At 39.8% G+C, this 17,007-nt stretch carries 16 protein-coding genes and 1 riboswitch; of the genes, 7 read left to right on the forward strand and 9 right to left on the reverse strand.

The features are described 5' to 3' along the window. Positions 1-3: 3 nt before the first annotated feature. Entirely contained in the window at positions 4-417 is a 414-nt protein-coding gene (locus tag NFR46_RS00410; protein ID WP_251573873.1) for a helix-turn-helix domain-containing protein, read from the reverse strand. 116 nt (positions 418-533) lie between these two features. On the opposite strand from NFR46_RS00410, the gene NFR46_RS00415 reads away from it, so the two are divergent. Then, complete coding sequence (locus NFR46_RS00415; protein WP_251573874.1) at positions 534-1,514, forward strand: alpha/beta hydrolase; 981 nt, start codon at positions 534-536, stop codon at positions 1,512-1,514. Then, positions 1,515-1,889 (forward strand): DUF1304 domain-containing protein, encoded by a 375-nt coding sequence (locus tag NFR46_RS00420; RefSeq protein WP_420908562.1) that lies wholly within the window; start codon positions 1,515-1,517, stop codon positions 1,887-1,889. A 51-nt stretch (positions 1,890-1,940) separates the two neighbouring features. Here NFR46_RS00420 and NFR46_RS00425 read toward each other — a convergent pair whose 3' ends face one another. The 6 genes from NFR46_RS00425 to NFR46_RS00450 form a co-directional block, all read right to left on the reverse strand. Continuing rightward, positions 1,941-3,911, reverse strand: a complete 1,971-nt coding sequence (locus tag NFR46_RS00425; protein ID WP_251573876.1) for a cation:proton antiporter — start codon at positions 3,909-3,911, stop codon at positions 1,941-1,943. 30 nt (positions 3,912-3,941) lie between these two features. Beyond that, complete coding sequence (locus NFR46_RS00430) at positions 3,942-4,280, reverse strand: magnetosome magnetite crystal formation protein family (protein WP_251573877.1); 339 nt, start codon at positions 4,278-4,280, stop codon at positions 3,942-3,944. Between the two features lie 43 nt (positions 4,281-4,323). After that, positions 4,324-4,977 (reverse strand): energy-coupling factor transporter transmembrane component T family protein, encoded by a 654-nt coding sequence (locus tag NFR46_RS00435; RefSeq protein WP_251573880.1) that lies wholly within the window; start codon positions 4,975-4,977, stop codon positions 4,324-4,326. Then, positions 4,961-6,358 carry an ATP-binding cassette domain-containing protein gene (locus NFR46_RS00440; RefSeq protein ID WP_251573882.1) on the reverse strand — a complete coding sequence of 466 codons (1,398 nt, stop codon included), beginning with the start codon at positions 6,356-6,358 and terminating at the stop codon, positions 4,961-4,963. The genes NFR46_RS00435 and NFR46_RS00440 overlap by 17 nt, the downstream gene beginning before the upstream one ends. A gap of 2 nt (positions 6,359-6,360) precedes the next feature. After that, entirely contained in the window at positions 6,361-6,918 is a 558-nt protein-coding gene (locus tag NFR46_RS00445; protein WP_251573884.1) for an ECF transporter S component, read from the reverse strand. Between the two features lie 92 nt (positions 6,919-7,010). Continuing rightward, positions 7,011-7,101: riboswitch (TPP riboswitch) on the reverse strand. Positions 7,102-7,143: 42 nt separating this feature from the next. After that, positions 7,144-8,100, reverse strand: a complete 957-nt coding sequence (locus NFR46_RS00450) for a nucleoside hydrolase (RefSeq protein ID WP_251573885.1) — start codon at positions 8,098-8,100, stop codon at positions 7,144-7,146. 124 nt (positions 8,101-8,224) lie between these two features. Between NFR46_RS00450 and NFR46_RS00455 the strand changes: the two genes are divergently transcribed. From NFR46_RS00455 to NFR46_RS00465, 3 genes are all read left to right on the forward strand, one after another. Further along, positions 8,225-9,235 carry an NAD(P)/FAD-dependent oxidoreductase gene (locus NFR46_RS00455; protein WP_251573886.1) on the forward strand — a complete coding sequence of 337 codons (1,011 nt, stop codon included), beginning with the start codon at positions 8,225-8,227 and terminating at the stop codon, positions 9,233-9,235. Positions 9,236-9,819: 584 nt separating this feature from the next. Continuing rightward, entirely contained in the window at positions 9,820-10,350 is a 531-nt protein-coding gene (locus NFR46_RS00460) for a L,D-transpeptidase (RefSeq protein WP_420908571.1), read from the forward strand. Positions 10,351-10,374: 24 nt separating this feature from the next. Then, complete coding sequence (locus NFR46_RS00465) at positions 10,375-11,607, forward strand: D-alanyl-D-alanine carboxypeptidase family protein (RefSeq protein WP_251573888.1); 1,233 nt, start codon at positions 10,375-10,377, stop codon at positions 11,605-11,607. A 219-nt stretch (positions 11,608-11,826) separates the two neighbouring features. Here NFR46_RS00465 and NFR46_RS00470 read toward each other — a convergent pair whose 3' ends face one another. Both NFR46_RS00470 and NFR46_RS00475 read right to left on the reverse strand, forming a co-directional pair. Next, the gene (locus tag NFR46_RS00470) at positions 11,827-13,959 is read right to left on the reverse strand and encodes an LTA synthase family protein (RefSeq protein ID WP_251573889.1); all 2,133 of its coding nucleotides are present in this window, start codon (positions 13,957-13,959) and stop codon (positions 11,827-11,829) included. Between the two features lie 123 nt (positions 13,960-14,082). Further along, a complete protein-coding gene (locus tag NFR46_RS00475; protein WP_191684152.1) occupies positions 14,083-14,355 on the reverse strand; it encodes a hypothetical protein in 273 nt (90 codons plus the stop codon). A gap of 154 nt (positions 14,356-14,509) precedes the next feature. On the opposite strand from NFR46_RS00475, the gene NFR46_RS00480 reads away from it, so the two are divergent. Both NFR46_RS00480 and NFR46_RS00485 read left to right on the forward strand, forming a co-directional pair. After that, positions 14,510-15,163: a histidine phosphatase family protein gene (locus tag NFR46_RS00480; protein WP_251573890.1), complete on the forward strand. Its 654-nt coding sequence runs from the start codon at positions 14,510-14,512 to the stop codon at positions 15,161-15,163. 419 nt (positions 15,164-15,582) lie between these two features. Further along, positions 15,583-17,004, forward strand: a complete 1,422-nt coding sequence (locus tag NFR46_RS00485; protein WP_251573892.1) for a basic amino acid/polyamine antiporter — start codon at positions 15,583-15,585, stop codon at positions 17,002-17,004. The last annotated feature ends 3 nt before the right edge of the window (positions 17,005-17,007 follow it).

The raw sequence follows: 17,007 nt of genomic DNA on the forward strand, positions 1-17,007 counted from the left end.
TCCTTATTTTAGCTTTAAATTAAGTTGCTCTTGCTTACCATAAAATTTATCAGTATCAAGGCGGTTGTTCCGTCCCTTTAAGTAACCGTCAATTAATTGAAAGATTTCATAACGGTCATCACTACTAATGTTAGTTTGGTTAAAGGTAAGGTTGCGAGCAGAAATTAATAATTTAGCGAGATCAAAGTCATCTCGATCAGACTTCCCAGTAAGGTAGTCAAGACTGACATCAAAAAATTCAGCTAATTTCCGTGCCTCAACGTAAGATGGCGTCCGAATTCCCCGTTCCCAGTTACCGATTTGTGATGCGGTATTAGGCTTTTCATTTGGACCAAGGTTTTCGTTAAGGTGTTTGGCTAATTCTTTTAATGTGATTTTCTGTCCTTTGCGTAAGGCACGTAATCTTTCTGGAAACATCAAGTCACTCCCTTTAGTACTAACTTTTATTTTAACATTGGAAACCACGATTCGTGGAAAAATGTGCAATTAAAAATATTCTATGATAAAATCAGGACCGTTAATAAAAATGCAACATGGGGTTAATCAATTTGGAAGAACAAAAAAAGAAACAAAAACATTGGCTGCGACGAACGATTATTGCGGTAATATTAGTGATTGTTGTAGCGTTATTTAGCGCAGGTACGTACTTTTATCATGTCGCAATGGTACCGGGGCATAAGTCATTTATTAATAATAGTCAAAAGATCGAAAAAAGTGATTCACTTTATACCCAGAAAATGTGGTTTAAAAATGCCAAAAAGCAACAGTGGGTAATGACTTCGGCAACGATGAACTACCGGTTAGACGCGGATTATATTCCGGCAGCACATAAAACGACTAAAAATGTGGTGATCCTCCATGGCTTCATGGGAAACAAGGAGAAAATGGGAGAATACGCAACACTCTTTCACCAGATGGGCTACAATGTCTTGATGCCTGATGCGCGAGCGCATGGTCAAAGTCAAGGGAAATATATCGGTTATGGGTGGCCGGAACGGTATGATGTTCGTAAATGGACGAAAAAATTAATTGCCCATAACGGTCAAAATAGTCAGGTAGTCATTTTTGGTGTCAGCATGGGTGGTGCTACTACGATGATGACTAGTGGGATCCAAATGCCAAAACAGGTAAAGGCATACGTGGAAGATTGCGGTTATACCAGTCTGAATGATGAATTAAACTATGAAGCAGGGAACTTGTATAGCATCCCAACGCCAATTCGGTGGCCCCTGATTAAGACTCTGAGCTTGATGAATCGGGTTCGAAATGGCTTTTATATTGGTGAGGCTAGTGCAGTGAACAGTTTGCACCATAATCATCGTCCAATGCTCTTCATTCACGGGAGTAAGGATCACTTTGTACCAACAGAAATGGTATACTCAAATTATCAGGCAAGTCGGGGGCCAAAAGAACTTTGGGTTGTAAAAGGTGCCGCACATGCTTCATCCTTTGCTAATAACCCAACTGCTTACCAACATCATATTGAGAAGTTCCTGGCAAAATACGTAAAATAAATGGGAGAGGTAAAATTGGGAATTGCATTTGAAATTGTAACGATCTTAATTGGAATTGAACATCTTGGAATCATGCTTCTGGAGATGTTTGCTAGTCCAGCAAAACAAGCAAGGGCATTTGATATGGATGAGGACTTCCTTCGGCAAAGACCAGCAAGAATATCAATGGCTAACCAGGGAATCTATAACGGAATGCTTGGTTTATCATTGATTGTCAGTCAATTTATCTTTGCGGGGATGACAGCAATTCTCGTTGGTCGTTTATTATTACTTTTTGTTGCAGTAGTAGGACTGTATGGTGCCCTAACTGCAACAAAGAAGATTTGGCTGTTCCAATTTATTCCAGCAATTATTGGATTACTCTTGTCTTTATAAAATATAGGATTAAAAAATTCCCACGATCAGTAGAGATTGTGGGAATTTTTTCTATTCAATTGATTGAACCATTACAAGCTCATCGGTAGAGATATGTTCATTAAGGGCATTGGCAAGAGATTGAGAAAACTTGCCATCAGCGAGGTTTTGTTGAACATAGGAGTGTTCAAGTTGAAATGCCTCAACGAAGAGGGCATTTATTCGGTCATCGTCAACCTTAGAGTCACGGTTAAAGAAATGAGAACGCTGGAGGTAGGCCCGGCGAATCATTGTGATTTCATTGATGTTCTTTGGTGTTTGAACTTTATCGAGGTATTTATTGATTCGCTGGTTAAGGAGGTTAAAGACGTTCTTAAATGACATGAACTGGTCTGGATGGAGTTGGTGTTGTTCAAGGTGGCGGCGATGCTGAGCCTGAATTTTGGTATTCCTGTGACGGATAATTCGCCACTTAATCCGGTGAATAACGGTTGAAATAAATGACATGAAGGTATGATTCCCCGTATTATAGATTGAACGAGCCACAATTCGTGAGTACCAATCTGCCTGACGTTCAGAGATCTTTTCTTCATCGGCAAGCTGTTCAATAACCTCTAACTCTAATTGGTGGGTTTTGCGGGCAATCTTCTCAAAAACATCAGCGTTGATCCGGTGGTATTGGGTCATTTGACTACTCAATTGATCCATAATAATAGCCTTTTCAGTTCGATCCTCAGTATTTGCCTTTAATTCATCGATGGCGTATTGAACTGTTTTAACCAGGGCATTATGGAATTCGGTTGCACTGTAATCATTTGCTTTGCGTGGCAAAATGATTGGAAAGGCAATCGCAGCAACAATAATACTGATTAGGATTATCAGTGCAGAAATAAGGATAATCGAATTTCGAAAGGCGAAGGGGCGTTCACGTACCAGAATTGGAAGGGAGAACGCTAATGAGAGAGTAATTGTCCCGTGAACACCACCAAGTGCGAGTAACCAACTATCACGATTACGGGTTTCCTTCTTTGATTTAAGGTTAACTAGCCGCCAACGAGCCCAGGCATAACGAAGGATAAGCATTACAAGGAAAAGAACCACAGCGAGACCAACGAGTTTCAGTAGATTGGTTGGTGTTGTCCGACCAATTACTTGGGGGATTAAAAGACCAAGAAGGACAAAAACAATTCCGTTTAAAGCCTCACTGATAATTGACCAGATAGTTTTGGTAGCCATTTGAATCTTTGCGGAAGTTAAGCGTAACCGATCATAAAGGATACTATGAATAATTCCGGCAGAAACGACAGCGAGGATACCAGAAAAGTGGAATTCTTCGGCTAACCAGTAGATAACCACTGGTGTCATTACGTTAATGGGAATTACGATTGAACCAATATCAACGTGGCGGCTCATCAACTTCATTCGGAGTGTGATTAAGAGGTTTCCCATAATTGCCCCAAAGATAATCCCACCAAAGAAGACGTAGGAGAAATACCAGATACCGTGAGTAACGGAAAATGTTCCAGAAGTAAAGGCAGCTAAGGCAAGATCTAACAAAACAATACCTGAAGCATCGTTGAATAGGGATTCAACTTCTAGTGTGGTATTAACGTTTTCAGGCATCGTTACGTTAGTAGTGAGTGATTTCACAGCAACCGCGTCTGTTGGTGTAATAATTGCTGCCAGCATGAATGCGAGGGGGAGCGAAAAGACTTGTGGAAAAGTGAAGTGCAAGGCTGTCCCAATAATAATTACAGCAACAAGAGCAAAAGCAACAGTTAAAGACAGAATATTTTTAATGTTTTTCGAAAGAACCTTAAATGACTGGTTCTGGCCATCATTAAACATTAATGGAGCGATAACTGCCATCATGAATAACTCCGGGTGCATTGTAAAGTCGGTAGCAGTAGTTGGTAAAGATGCCATCAGAATTCCGGCAACAATTTGGTAAATTGATAAAGGAATTTTGGGGTAAACCAGGTGAATGATATTTGCGACGACAACGGCGGTAAGTAATAGAAAAATTGTGAAAATAGTGTCCATTTTCTTACTCAGCTCCTTCTAAGAGACACTTTATTCACGACCGAGGAGAACCTTTACCGCCATTGCAATGTTATAGATGTAGAGAATTAATGCGATGAGGAGGGCAAAGGTTAACAGGACACCACTAAAGGCGCCGAGATTCACAACCATTGAATGCCAAGCAGCAACACTAATAAATAATAATGAGAAGATAATGTAAATTAATGGGAAAATTTGCGTCCAAAAAGCTGCTTTAGCTTGTTTCTTAACCCAAGGATTTTCTGGACCAGCAACTATCCACACGATTAATGGGAAGATTACTGGAAGAAAGAGAATACTGAGGTAGGAAAGAGCACCAATAATTCGTTTAGATAAACTAATATTATTCATAGTAAAATCTCCAATTCATTTTTTCTTAATTATGCCCGATCTCTTAATGGAGTGCAATTAGCAGGAATTGTAGTAATACCATACTAATAATCAGGATTATCCAATCTGTCCAATAGAGAGGAACTTTAACGGCGGTTGTTCGCGGCTGTCCCTCACGAAAGCCATGAGTTTCCATTGCTTGTGCTAGTTGATCAGACCAACGGATTGCTGAAAGGATTGCCTTGAAATAGAGCCTCGGTGACCACCAATGAAGATTAATTCCACGCATCTTACCCGCAATCCTGATTGAAATAACGGTTTGTTTAATTTTCGGTAAAATATTTAAGGCAGCCAAGGTCCCGTAAGCAAACTTACTTGGCAAGTGAAAATTCTGTTCTAGTGATCGAGCTAGAAGAAGGGGAGAAGTAGTGAAAGTCATTACACCGCCGGCAAAGACATAAACGTAAAAACGACTTACCATGCTCCAACCCGTAAGCCAATTATGCGCTGACCCGTAACCACCAATAGTAATTAAAACGGCAATTCCCGGAATTAGCGGAATTATCATTAACCACCAAAATTGTCGCCAAGTAAGGTGGTGGAAAAGGAGGACGATAAAGAGGCAGGCAATGAGGATTAAGTTGACAGTAAGATTATTTGTAAAACTTATCTCAAGGGAGAGCAAAAGAAGAAGCAAGAGTTTAACGCTGGGATTCATTTTGTGATCCTCCTTGATATGTAAGCTGCTGGTCTGTAAGTGAAAGGTGGTAATCAACAAAGCCCTCCAGGAAATCTAATTGGTGACTAACGATTAGTAGGGTTTGCGGAAAATGTTGACGACTCTTTTTAATGAGGGCGAGCAATTTCTTTAATGATGATTGATCGAGACCAGTAAACGGCTCATCCATTAATAAGAGCTTTTGTCCCATCATTAGCATGATCAAATTCTGGATCAGCTTCCGTTGCCCACCGCTTAAGGAGTAGATGACTCGTTCAGTAAGGTCAGGGAGCCCGACCATCGCTAAAAGCTCCTGGGATGATTTCCCTTTGAAAAATGTATTTCCCCCATTTTTGATACTTAAGCTTAATTCTTCGCCAACGGTAACGTTTAAAAATTGCTGGTTGGTTTCTTGGAAGATTAAGCCAACTTGAGAATAGTATTTCCCGGAGAATATTTTTTGAATGTTATTTCCATCATATGTTATTTGCCCTGAGTAGGAAGTCAACTTCGCGATAGATTTAAGAAGTGTTGACTTTCCGGAACCACTGGGACCAGTTAGCAGGGTAACCTTATTTTGAATTAATTTTAGGTTCGTTACCTCTATCAATGAAAGCTGGTTACGGGTAATGGAAAAATCGTGTAATTTTATAATTGACGGATCAGTCTGTAGGGGAAGGTTAGTGGATAAATTAGTGGAATGTTGATTAGCATTTATTAAAAGCTGGTGACTAGCATTACTTGAAAGCAGCTTAGCCTGGTGTTTATGAAATTGAATAATGAATTGAATGAAATTCTGGTAGTTCTGAAGGTTATGGTCACTGATAATAATAGTTATCCCTTGTTGAGACTGTAATTGAGCTAATTTTTGAAGTAAAAATTGGCGATTTGGTTCGTCAATACTAGCAAGTGGTTCATCTAATAGGATAATCTCAGCTTTCATAGCGATAATTACTGCTAAGGCTACCCTTTGTAGTTGCCCACCGGAAAGAGTAGTCAACTTTTGGTGCGCCACGTTTTGAAGATTAACAAATGCCAAGGCGGCTTTTACCTGATTGCTAATCTCGTTATGTGGTACTTGAAGATTCTCAAGGGTGAATTCTAGTTCGTGCTGTGGTGTGTCCATCGTAAACTGCATTGCCGGATCCTGAAAGAGCATTCCAATTCGTTGATCGTGCGGAAGCTTGATCTTTCCAGAACATGTCCCACCGTATTTAGGGAGCAGGCCAGCAATCAGCTTTAGGAGAGTCGTTTTTCCACAACCAATCGGACCATTTAAGAGAATCGAAGTGTGGAGTGGCAACTCAAGGTTAACGTTATTGAGAATTGGCTGCCCATCTTTATATGCAAATGTTAGGTTTTGAATAAGTATTTTTTCCATTTTTATCTCGCCAAAACGTGACTACGGTTTAGTAGGTTGATGATTAACTTAACTAGGATGCCGGTGAAGAAAAGCATCGATAGCCAACGAACGATTAATATTACAACTAACATGGAGAATGGGAAGTGGCTATAACCATTACGGAACCAGTCCCAGGCAAATGTAAGAATTGTCGTAGTAGTTGCGGTAAGTAGAAGTGTCACCCAATTGTATATTTTGTAAAGGGTGAAGGTAAATCCAAGCTCGGTACCAATTCCTTGTACCAGTCCCGAAAGTAGGGTGGTCACGCCCCATTGATCTCCAAGAAGCATTTCGACAACAGCACTAAGAAATTCGCCAAGAAATGACGCACCAGGAAGACGGAGCATAAATCCAGCTAATGGTCCGGCCATACACCAAATTCCTAACGTGATGTCATTAGCCATTGGACCGTAACCAAATGGAGTTAGTGCAATTGTAAGGCCATTGTAAATAATCCCCGTTACTAGATAGATTACCCCGAAAATAATCCCAATAATCGCGAGGAGGATAATATCCTTTAAATGAAATTGACGAAACATAATAATTTCCTTTCTTGGGGAAAATAAAAAAGTGGAAAAAGCGTAGTGACTTTTCCCACCTTTGATCTATTATTAATAGACTCCAAACTTACTAAGCATTCAAAATGCGCTTCCTTCGCTAGTATTACCTAGACAGGTTCGATGGGTCTAATCTCAGCCAAGTGGGCACCCCAGACATATATTTACTCTAATCATACAACAAAAATAACTAATTCGACAGCCAATTTAGTGATTAGCTAAAAGGCCAGTAAGGTGTTCCATGAAGTTAGGAACAAACCGCTCTTTATCGACGTTGATTGCAACATTGACATTTGGATGAGAAGTATTGAGCCTCATTTTATCCCCAATTGTTCGAGCATAATTATGTTCTTCAGTGATTACCTTCATCGGTAAAGCAAGGGTTGTGACAAATGTTGGGTCGATTGCAACGCCGACAGCAAGGGGATCATGAATAGCACAACCGTGTTTGTCAATCCCGAGATTATAGTAAGCATCAATGTAAAAATCAGTTAGGTCAGCATAAGCAATCCCCGATTTAGTTCCTAGTTGGCGCCACTTCGCTGTTTCTTTTTTTGTGAGCAGCGTCCGGAGAGTAACGTCAAGCCCCACCATTGTAATTGGAAGTGAACTGGTGAAGACTTCATTAGCAGCTTCAGCGTCTTGATTAATATTTGCTTCAGCAACGTCACTAACATTTCCTTCAACCGTAAGTGCCCCACCCATTAAAGTAACGTTACCAATCAAGTGGCTAATTTGGGGATCCTTGTGTAATGCAGCGGCAAGGTTGGTTAATGGACCAGTTGGAACAATGATTAAATTCTTACCGTATTGGTGTGCTGCTTCGATGATAAAGTCAACACCATCTTGTGTTTGAATTTTATGGGTTGGTTCTGGAAGAGAAATATTACCGATCCCGTTATTACCGTGGATTTCTTTGCTAACTTGCATTACGTTAAAATGATCGCTAGTACTTGAGTGTTCAAGGCCCTTAAATACAGGAATATTTTGTCCAAGCAATTCGAGGAGTTGTAACGAGTTTTTGGCGGTTTGTTCTAGTAAGTTATTACCGTAAGAAGCAACAACTCCGATTAGATCAACTGCTGGATCTGCAATGGCATATGCAAGTGCGAGTGCATCGTCAACACCGGTATCAAGATCCAAAATCATCTTCTTGGTGGCCATGGTAGTTTCCTCCATTTATTCAGTAATTATGTTAATAATAGCTAAATGATAAGTGCACCGCAATTTTAATTTTGTCTAAAATCAATTACAATAGTGAGAAAAGAAAAAGAGAGGAGCCGTCGTAATGGCAAAAATGTATGATATTACAATTATTGGTGGCGGTCCTGCAGGGATGTTTGCGGCCTTTTACTGTGGATTGCACGAACTGGATGCCCAGTTAATCGAGAGCTTACCGCAGCTTGGTGGTCAGGTTAATGCTCTTTACCCAGAGAAGCAGATTTGGGATGTTGCCGGACTTCCTGGTGTCACAGGTCGTGAATTGGTGGAGCGATTACAAAAACAAATTGCTGTGGCACCAATTGATCAATTTACAGGCGAAACGGTTGAAGAAGTTGTAAAGGAAGCGGATGGAACCTTTACTATTAAGAGTGCTAACCGTGTTTCACACTCCCGGGCAATCGTAATTGCATTGGGAAATGGGGCATTTAAGCCACGTAAATTAGCACTTGAAGGAGCAGAAGACCTCGAAGGACAACAACTCCATTATTTTGTCACTCATCGGGATGACTTTGCTGACAAACGGGTAGCAGTTTTAGGTGGCGGTAACTCAGCCATTGATATTGCATTGATGCTTGAACCGGTTGCAAAACAAGTTTCATTGATTCACCGTCGAGATCAGTTCCGGGGAATGGAACACTCGGTTTCTCTTCTGAAAAAATCAAGCGTTAACTTGGTTATACCGTTTCTACCTAAAGAGCTTCAAGTAGAAAGTGATCAATCCGTTACCTTGAAACTAAAGCGGATGCGGAGTGACGAGGTGACGGAATTGAACGTCGATCGGTTAGTTGTGAACTATGGATTTACGTCGAATAATGCTGCACTTGATCAATGGTCATTAGATTTGGCGGCAGAGCATCATTTGATCAAGGTCGACTCAACGATGCAAACTGATATTGATGGAGTATATGCAATTGGGGATGGGGTAACTTATCCCGGCAAGACTGCCTTAATTGCGACGGCATTTGGTGAAGCACCAATAGCAATTACAGCACTAGCTAAGAAACTTTATCCAGAGAAGCGCCTTGCAACGCATAGTTCATCAATGAAGATTCAAACACCCAAAAAAGATAATTAAAAATAGAGATATGAGGGAAAGTCGTTTGGTAACTTTCTTTCATATCTCTTCCTTATTTTTGTAAAAATAATTTAAAAAGATAACAGATGTTCAGGAGAATCCAAAATTTAAAGAAAATTCCCCATGAAATGATGGCTAACTGGAAATGAAATAGGTCATAGATAATCACGAGAAAAATATAAAGAACATTTCCGCGGAGAATATCTTTGGACCACTTATGCGAAATAGTATAAGTCCAAACCTTATTAAAGAGATTTTTAGTACTTTGCATGAAAATGCCTCTCTTGTTAAATTAAGTTAGCGCAAATTACCGTAACGATAAAAAAGAAAATCGCAGTTAAATAAGATATTTTTAAATCTAGACGCATCTGGTTACCTCTCAAAATATAATTGATTATCCAATAGTCTATAATATAATAGAAATGATTTTATTGATAGTTGGATTTAAAAGGGGAAAGTTAAAATCAATGAAAAAAAGTAGATACGTTATTTATGCGTTGTTCTGCCTAATTATTGCGTTTATTGGTGTTCACTCGAGCTTAAAAACAAGTGCGAATGATCAGGAAAAATCGGCGGCAACTACCATGACAAAAAAGGTTGCCCCAAAGCAGGCTACCACATCTTCCAAGAGTGAAATGCGGACGCCGATTGATTGGCAAAAGTCTTCAGAAACTAAGGAGTACCCTGATTTAAGTAAGGTTAAACATTTTTGGATTAAGGTCGATTTAAAAGCAAATCGGACTTACCTTTACGATGGTGACCATGTGATCTACACGATGTATTCTACTGGAGGTATTTATAAAAAGGATTCAAAGACTGGCAAGATGAAGAGCATGACGCCAACCGGAACTTTTTATGTTCAACAGGAACGGGGAGATAGTTTTTATAACGCTAAGTTAAAGGAAGGCGCTAATTACTATACTTCATGGTTGAACCATGGTGAATACTTGTTCCATAGTGTGCCAACAAATGCTGATGGTTCATATAATAAAAAAGAAGCTGCCAAACTAGGAAAATCAACAGGTTCACACGGCTGTATTCGTTTATCTGTCGCAGATGCTCGATGGATGGAAGAAAATTTACCGGTGGGAACTAAGGTTGAAATTGTTGGATAAGGCTAGCTGATTGGAGAAGAAAAAATGAAAAAGGTTATTACTTTTCTTTCGGCATTATTTTTAATGTTTTGCTGTATGGTATTTAAACCCCAGACAGTATCTGCTGATCAAATTGATGCGCGGTCAGCAATTATGATTGATGCTGATACAGGTCAAATTATTTACCAGCAAAATAGTGAAGAAAAGTTGCCAATTGCGTCAATTAGTAAGTTGCTAGCAGCGAGCGTGATTGAGGATGAGATTAACAACCATCAATTAACATGGAACACTAAGGTGAAGGTTGATAAAAAGATTGCTGACGTTTCTAATGATGCTAACTATTCGGCAATTGGGTTGCAAGCAGGTCAATCGTATACGGTTCAGGAACTTTTTAACGCGACACTGATTAAATCTGCTGATGGAGCTGCCCTAGCCTTAGCGACAGCCGATGGAAGCACGATTAAGCAATTTAACGCTAAAATGCAGACGAAAGCTCACCAAATTGGGATTACAGATGCCACAATTGTAAATCCTGTTGGGCTAAAGAATGGTGACCTGAAGGGGCTAAAGCAAAAAGGGATCAGTAGCAATGCTGAAAATGCCATGACTGCCCGTGATGTTGCCTTATTATCACAATATCTTGTTAAACACTACCCAAGTGTTCTTAAAGTTACTAGTCAACCAAAGGCACAATTTACAATTGCTAAGGGGAAGGTCAAAGAGGTGGAGAACCTCAATAAGATGCTTCCTGGCGGTAAGTACACTGTTGATGGGGTTCAAATTGATGGACTCAAGACAGGAACTTCTGATGCTGCTGGCGCTTGCTTTGTCAGTACAGGAACTTATCAGGGACATAGGTTGATTACGGTTGTTCTTCATGCGAACGGAAAAGATAAGGATGCTCGTTTCACCCAAACCCAACGTTTATACCAGTACTTTATTCAAAATGCGCACCAGCAAGTACTAACCCTCAATAAGAAACAATCACAAAAGCGGGTTACTAATGGTACTAAACGAATGTTAACAGTCGAACCATACTCGTTTAGCGTTTGGCAGATGCAAAAGACTGCGCGGTTTACGATCAAGCCGTATTATTATAAGCATTTAACTAACCATAAAGCGAGATTAAATGCCCCAGTTAAGAAGGGTGAACGACTTGGAAATATTATTGTTACCGGCTCTGATATCAGAACTGTCAATAATAAGCCAATTACTATCCCACTCCGTAGCGCCGAAACCATCAATCGCGGTAATCTTTGGCAAAGAATGTGGAACTAGTTAAGAGTGCGAGACCGTGAAAAACTCCCGGTGGCTAACGATTTCTCCGCCGAACGACGAACTTGTCGTCGGAGGGGGAGGTCGTTAGCTCGAGGGAGTTTAGGTCGAGCACATTTCGACCATGCTGCCTTAGATCAATCTTTCTAAAGACACTCAATCAACACACCAAAAAAGCATTTAACATTTCTGATTAACCAGGGACGTTAAATGCTTTTTAGTTTACTTATTATTTGCATCTGGATTAGTAATCTTAATTCGGTTGGAATCAGTTGAAGAGTGGTTTTGTTCTGGAGCATCAGTTGAGTAATCATCAACTGTAGAACGATTACCATTCTTTGAGAAGATACTAGTTGATTTATTACCCAGCTTCTTTTCAATCCGTTTTTCTCGTTTCAAACCATTTGAGTAGTTATAATCGGCTGGATTGACTTTCTTAAAGCCCTTTGGATGATAGAAGCGAAGCAGGTTCTTTTCGTTTAGAGAATCAGAAAGCGAAAGTTCTGTATTTACAAGCTTCTGATCCTTCTTTAACCGTTTCTTCTGCTTTGCTGTTAATTCAGCAATTTTTCCGGTCTTGTTGTTGTAAACTGTCCCACTAATACTAGAAAAATGTGGGGTTACAAAATCGCGGTTCCGGAAAGCAACTACTTGACTGTGCTGGCTAGAAAAGAGATCCGTACCAAACTGAATGTATCGTTTAGTGCTAATCCCGAGAAGGTGCAGGAGCGTTGGTAAAACATCGACTTCTCCACCATATTGATGGTAAATTCCACCGTGACCACCAGAGCCGGGGATGACAAACATTAGTGGAACCCGTTGAAGCTGGGCATTATCATAGTCGGTCCAATCATCAGGATTCCGGTCAAGAGCGGTTGCTAAAGCCTTATTTTCTGAATTTGAAATTCCGTAGTGATCCCCGTAAATCATAACGACTGAGTTTTTATCTAAACCAGTTTTTTGCAAGTAGGCAAAAAATTCGGCAAGTGACTGGTCTAAGTAGTGGGCCGTTACAAAGTAGTTATCAACAGTGGTATTTCCCGTGTTAGTTGTTTGGAAATTTGGATCTTTATCTTCGTCATCTAGGCTATACGGGAAGTGGTTAGTAACGGTAATAAACTTAGTGTAGAACGGTTGCTGTAAATTCTGGAGATAATTAATAGAATTCTTGAAGAGCAACTTATCTTTAAGACCATATCCCGTAGCTTTATCGCCAGAAGTATCGAAGTAACTAGCGTCGAAGAAGTATTGGTATCCTAAATTCTTATAAACGTTATTTCGGTTCCAGAAACTAGCAACATTTCCATGGAAAACGGCACTAGTATATCCAGCACGTTGATTAAGGATTGCTGGAGCACCTTGGAAGGTATTATCACTCCCAAGGGTTGCAAAAAGTGAGCCTTGAGGAAGACCAAATGTACTGGTTTCCAGCATGTTTTCGGCATCACTCGTTTTCCCTTGACCAACCTGGTGGAAGAAGTTATCAAACGCATAGGTATCTTTCCCATGATATAAGGAGTTTAAGAATGGCGTAACTTCTTGACCGTTTACTTTTTTATCAATCAAGAACTGTTGGAAACTTTCTAGGTGGATAACAATAACGTTCCGTCCCTTAGCGATTCCGTACATTTTGGGATTGGGTGCGGCATAATGCTTATCAGTGAACTTTTTAACCTTCAATAGTTCTGATTTAGTAGCACTTTGCCGCATTTTACTAATATGCTGTGATTTAACGACATCATATCCGGTAAAGGCATCGATCCCTAGGTACTTAACAATGTAGGTTCTGTCAAAGGTCCGGGTAAGTAATTGTGGGCGACTCATTTCCGCAAACGATAAGTTTACACCAAAGAGGGTTAATGACATTGAAGTGAACGCAAACGCTAATTTACTACTAACGGCACGTGGATCAAAATGAATCTTCCGCATCAACATCAGGATGAGAATGATAACAATATCAAGCCAATAAAAAAGATCGTGAACGTTTGTTAAAGCTAACGAGCTGCCACTTAAGCCTTGATTAACTTTTGAATAACCAGTCATTGTGGCAATCGTCATAAAATCCGTAAATTCACGATAATAAATGACGTTTAGGTACAGCAATAACGTGTTGGCAATGTCTAACCCCATTAAAACCGGGTAGAAGAAGCGAGCACGTTTAAAATAAAATGCAATGCTGTAAATTAATGCGGTAATTGGTATCGGGTTAATTAACAGAATAAGGTATTGAAAAATCCCCTCTGCCCCTAATTTGAAGTCCGTAAAGTAAGCAAATAATGTCTTTAACCAAAAAAGGACTACTAGAAGGGTGAAGAACCCAATCCTAGTGTCCACAAATTTGCTTAGTTTTTTCATTAGGAATGTTCCTCGCAATCGAGATTTAATAGTTGTTTAGTGCTAGCAAAACTAGCAAATCAACAGCCATTCTACCATAGATTAGCGAAGAAACATCGGTATAAGGAGGATTGTTGTCAAAATTTAATTATTTACTTTAGCTGGAACGGGCACTGGTCCAGTTAGCCAGTCATAGCTAAAGAGTTTCCGTAATTTTTTGTTTACAGGAATCCAAATACCGGCACGAAGGATATCTTTCAATGATTCGAGCATTGTTTTATCTTGACGGTACTCTTTAGTTAAGGGAATCATTAATAGATGACCTTCTTCGGTAACTACTGTAACTTTTTTGTTGCTGATGGCAATAATCTTAGCCGCAACAATATTTGGTTGAGAAGCAGTTTCTTTTAATGTCATTAGTCAATTCCTTCTTTCTTGTATTAAGAATAGGGGGAAAGTATGAAGAAGTTATGAAGAGGAAGATAAGCAAGTTCAAAGACCTGTCTTGCTTCTAAATTAATAATGGGAGCGCTATAATGAAGAAGAATCACAGGAGAACGGAGGATGAGTCATGACAAAATTGAATATTTATTTAGTACGACATGGTCAAACATATTACAACATTTACAATAAGCTTCAGGGATGGAGTAATTCTCCATTAACAGAAAAAGGGAAGCAAGACGCTAAAAATGCGGGTGAACGGCTTAAAAGCATTCACTTTGATGCTGCCTTTTGTAGTGATACGACGCGGGCAATGGAAACTATTCAAGAAATACTTGATTTGAATCAGGCAGACTCCGTTCGTGAACCAGTCACTGCCCCTTATTTCCGGGAAGAATTCTATGGTTCATATGAAGGAACAAATATGGATCTTGCTTGGTACAATGCGGGTGCACCTCACGGCTACAATACCTTTAAGCAAATCGTCCTTGCTAGCTCGATTGGTCAAGCTAAGGATTGGTTGAAGGAAGCCGATCCATTCCATGATGCAGAAAACAATCACGAATACTGGGAACGGATGAATAAGGGGATCGAAATGATCCGACATGCCGATCTCCCTGAAGATGCTAATGTTCTTTGGGTAAGTCATGGTAATACTTTACTGAGCCTTGTGGAACGCTTCGGTGAAGGTAAATATGACGTAACCGTTCGCCCAAAGAACGGCAGTCTCACCACCGCCACCCTAACCGATCATGAGTTTAAGATAGAGGAATATGATAAGTAGAGTGTCTTCGCCTTCGCCCCAAAGAGTTTCCGGAAGGCTAGCAATTTCTCCTGACGAAGGCGACTTGCGCCTAGGAAGGAGGTTGCTAGCTCTAGGAAACTCAGGCGAAGCACGTTTCGACTGTGTTGAAGTAGAATGTTAGCTCGAGGAAAGTTAGGGTGAGCAGATCTTGATTCGGTTGCAGTAGGAACTGTTAGCGCTCTAGCAAGTTCCTGGCGAGCTAAACTTAATAATTGAATAAAAACTTAAGAGCGTCTTCAAACAGTTGGAAGACGCTCTTTCGTAATGCATTTAATAAAAAATTAAAATTTTATTTGAATCTCCTCATTTACCCTGTTATAATTACCGCCAATTAATAAATATTCATTTTATTGAATAAAAGATAAAGCTACTTGAGGGTAAGATAGGAGTTGAGGCTAATGGGTGAGAAAAAAGGAATTAATACCATCGAATTGACATTATTGATTGTTGGTTCGACGATTGGTTCAGGAGTTTTTGGAATTACAAGTGACTTAGCAACAGCGGCTGCACCAGGTCCAGCAATTTTGGCATGGATTATTGTAGGAATAGGTGTTTTAACCCTGGTGCTATCGTTAAATAATCTTTCCCAAAAACGTCCTGACCTTAATTCAGGAATTTTTAGTTATGCTGGTGCCGCATTTGGTCCTTTAGGGGAATTTGTTTCTGGTTGGGCCTATTGGTTATCTGCATGGCTAGGAAATATTGCATTTGCGACGATTACGATGAGCGCACTAGGGACCTTTTTCCCGAAAGTCTTTGAAAATGGGCAGAACTTAGTATCAATCATTGTAGCAATTATTCTAACGTGGGTTCTGACATTTTTAGTTAACCGTGGGATTGAATCGGCAGCTTTTATAAATTCAATTGGAACAATATGCAAAATTATTCCGTTAATTGTCTTTATAATTTGTGTAATCATTGCTTTTAAAGCGAAAATGTTTACGGCGGATTTCTGGGGAAACGTTGCCCAAAATGTTCATGGTTTAAAGCAAACATCATTGTTTGATCAAGTTCGTTCTTCAATCATTGTAATGATGTGGCTCTTTGTTGGGGTTGAAGGTGCATCCGTTCTTTCAAGTCGTGCTCAAACACGGAAAGATGCTGAACATGCTTCAATCCTTGGCCTTGCTAGTCTATTAACAATTTACGTGATTGTCTCAATCCTTCCTTATGGTGTAATGACACGGGCACAATTAGCAGCTGGTGGACAACCCGCATTAGGGGCCATCATGCAACACTTAGTCGGAAGTTGGGGTGCTGCCTTAATTAGTATTGGTTTAATCATCTCGGTACTAGTTTCATGGTTATCATGGACGATGTTGCCGGCAGAATCATTGATGTTAATGGCAGATGACCAAACGTTACCAACTTCATGGGGAAAACTGAATAAAAAGAAGGCTCCTACACGGGCATTAATTATTACTGGAGTTCTTCAATCGATCTTCCTATTCACGTTATTATTCACAAATTATGCGTATAATTTTGCATACACATTATGTACGGCCGCAATTTTGATTTGTTACTTCTTAGTTGGAATTTACCAAATGGAATACAGTGGTCAGAATCATGAATGGGGTCAGTTTATTATTGGGTTAATCACTACCCTATTTGAATTGATGGCAATGATCCTTTCGGGGTGGAAGCAAGTAATGGTTGTCTCCGTTGGCTTTATTCCAGGTTTTATTTTCTACCTACAAGCATGTAAAGAATTCAAACATGTTGTTACCGTAAAGGAAAAGGTTGTGATGATTTTAATCGTTATCTTTGCCATCGTTTCATTAGTGTTAATTGGGAACGGAACAATTGCAATTAATAATTAGGAG

The sequence above is a fragment of the Limosilactobacillus agrestimuris genome (assembly GCF_943193105.1).
Classification (GTDB): Bacteria; Bacillota; Bacilli; order Lactobacillales; family Lactobacillaceae; genus Limosilactobacillus; species Limosilactobacillus agrestimuris.